Annotated in this window: 2 protein-coding genes and 1 riboswitch; of the genes, one reads left to right on the top strand and one right to left on the bottom strand. The window is 71.1% G+C overall.

All coding sequences use genetic code 11. The features are described 5' to 3' along the window. Nucleotides 1-115: 115 nt before the first annotated feature. Nucleotides 116-264: riboswitch (cyclic di-AMP (ydaO/yuaA leader) on the bottom strand. 80 nt (nucleotides 265-344) lie between these two features. Continuing rightward, nucleotides 345-563 carry a hypothetical protein gene (locus G6017_RS14785; protein WP_182611175.1) on the bottom strand — a complete coding sequence of 73 codons (219 nt, stop codon included), beginning with the start codon at nucleotides 561-563 and terminating at the stop codon, nucleotides 345-347. 180 nt (nucleotides 564-743) lie between these two features. Here G6017_RS14785 and G6017_RS14780 point away from each other — a divergent pair. After that, a partial coding sequence (locus tag G6017_RS14780; RefSeq protein WP_182618035.1) for an exonuclease domain-containing protein occupies nucleotides 744-2,053 on the top strand: 1,310 nt, incomplete at its 3' end.

The following is a 2,053-nucleotide window of genomic DNA, read 5'->3' as shown; positions in this document are numbered from 1 at the left end:
GGCCGCGGTCCCGGCGCCGGCGATGGCGGCTCCGGCCGCGAGCAGTCCTGCGGTGGCGACACGACGCCCGGTCGAGCTGGCCTTGATGCTGTGGGCTCCCACGAGAGTGATTTCCTCTTTCTTCCTGGACACCGACCGGGTTAGCTGACGGGTTCGGACACGGAAGTCTGTCCTACGCCCGGACCTCTCGGCCCTCGGGCGATTCACCCCAGTGGAACGTGGTTCCCCGGTGCACCGTGGTTGGCGCTTTGGTGGTGACCCCGGCCCCCCACCGGCGGGCGGGTGATGACTTCCGAGGTCTCGAAAAGGTTACGAAACCATCTCGTCGAAGTCCAGTCCATCCGCTAGGCGGCCGTCTCCGAGGCCATGATCTCGACCGTCGAGACCATTCCGAGCTCCATGAGCACCTCGATCGCCGAACGCACCTCCGGCTCCAGGACGTACCCACACGACTCCTCGGAAAGCGCGTCCACCTGCGACTCTCCGGCCAGGAGCACCGAGACGACGCAGTCCTCACACCGGCGCGGGCGGGCCGGGCACCGTGAGCAGTCCATCGAGAACATGATCTACATCACACTCCGTCCTGGGCGTGTTGCCCATTCGTTACCGGGCCGCGATCTACGGCTCGAGGCCGACCGTAACGGCGGGGTACGACATCCCCCTCCGCGGCGGCGGGCCGCACCCGGCCTCCGCCACGACCGTCCGCCCCGCCACTGTCGGACCGGGTCGCTACCGTCGGCACCATGCCCACTCCCCCGACGCGAGAGCCGGTCCGCACGCCCGGGCCCCAGGGGGTCCAGGCGGCGTTCGACGAACTCGAACCGATGCTCTCCGAGGTGACGTTCGTCGTGGTCGACCTGGAGACCACCGGCACCCGACCGGGGACGGACGAGATCACCGAGATCGGCGCGGTCCGCGTACGGGGCGGCGAGGTCCGGGCTGAGCTGTCCACGTTCGTCGCCATCGACGGTGCCCTGCCGGGGCACATCAGCAGGCTCACCGGTATCGACCCCGGCGACCTCGTCGGGGCGCCCACCCTCGGAGAGGTGATGGCGACGTTCCTGGAGTTCTCCCGCGGCGCCGTCCTGGTCGCCCACAACGCCCGGTTCGACCTCGGTTTCCTCCGGGCGGCTGCCGTCTCCACCGACCATCAGTGGCCGGATCCCCCGTCGATCTGCACGCTCGCCCTGGCACGTCGGATTCTCCACCGTGGCGAGACCCGCGGACACCGTCTCGGTGAACTCGCCGCCCATCTGGGATCCACCGTCGAGCCCAACCACCGGGCGCTCCAGGACGCCCGCGCCACCGTCGACGTCCTCCACGCCCTGATCTCCAGGGTCGGGGACTGCGGGGTGGCCACCCTCACCGAGCTCCGGTCGTACGACGGCCGCCTCGCCCCCGAGGTACTGCGCCGCGCCGCGCTGACCGAAGCGCTCACCACCGGTCCCGGCGTCTACCTCTTCCGTGACGGGTCGGGGGGCGCCCTGTACGTGGGGTCATCCGTGTCGGTGCGGCGGAGGGCCCGTTCCTACTATTCCGGAGCCGACTCGCGCAGCAGGATGCGCACGATGGTCGGGCTGGCCGCGAGTGTCGAGTCGGTGCCCTGTGCGCACCTCCTGGAGGCGTGGACCGTCGAGGAGCGGCTCATCGATTCCCTGCAACCGCCGTACAACCGGCGCTCGCGGAGTCCCCGTCGCGGGTGGTGGCTCTCCCCACCCTCCGGGCGCGCGATCCGTGGACAGGTCACCCGCACACCGGAGCACCCGTCCGCCCTCGGCCCGTTCCGGAGATCCGAGGACGCCAGGTCGGCGTGGCTGGACCTCGTCGAGACCCTCGGTTCCCCGCCCGACGCGGAGGACTGGGAGGCGCTGGTCGCCGGCCGGAGCTCCGCGACCGTCAGGGCGATGGTCGACCAGATCGACGCGATCGCGGCGGGCGGAGCGTTCGAGCGCGCGGCCCGGTTGCGCGATCGCACGGCGACGCTCGTCCGGATCCTCACCCGGCAACAGGAGCTCGCCGCCACCGCCGGCCTGCCCGAGCTGGTCCTGGCCCA

It is taken from the genome of Dietzia sp. B44 (genome assembly GCF_014145245.1).
Classification (GTDB): domain Bacteria; phylum Actinomycetota; class Actinomycetes; order Mycobacteriales; family Mycobacteriaceae; genus Dietzia; species Dietzia natronolimnaea.
This window is presented reverse-complemented; position numbering and strand designations above follow the sequence as displayed.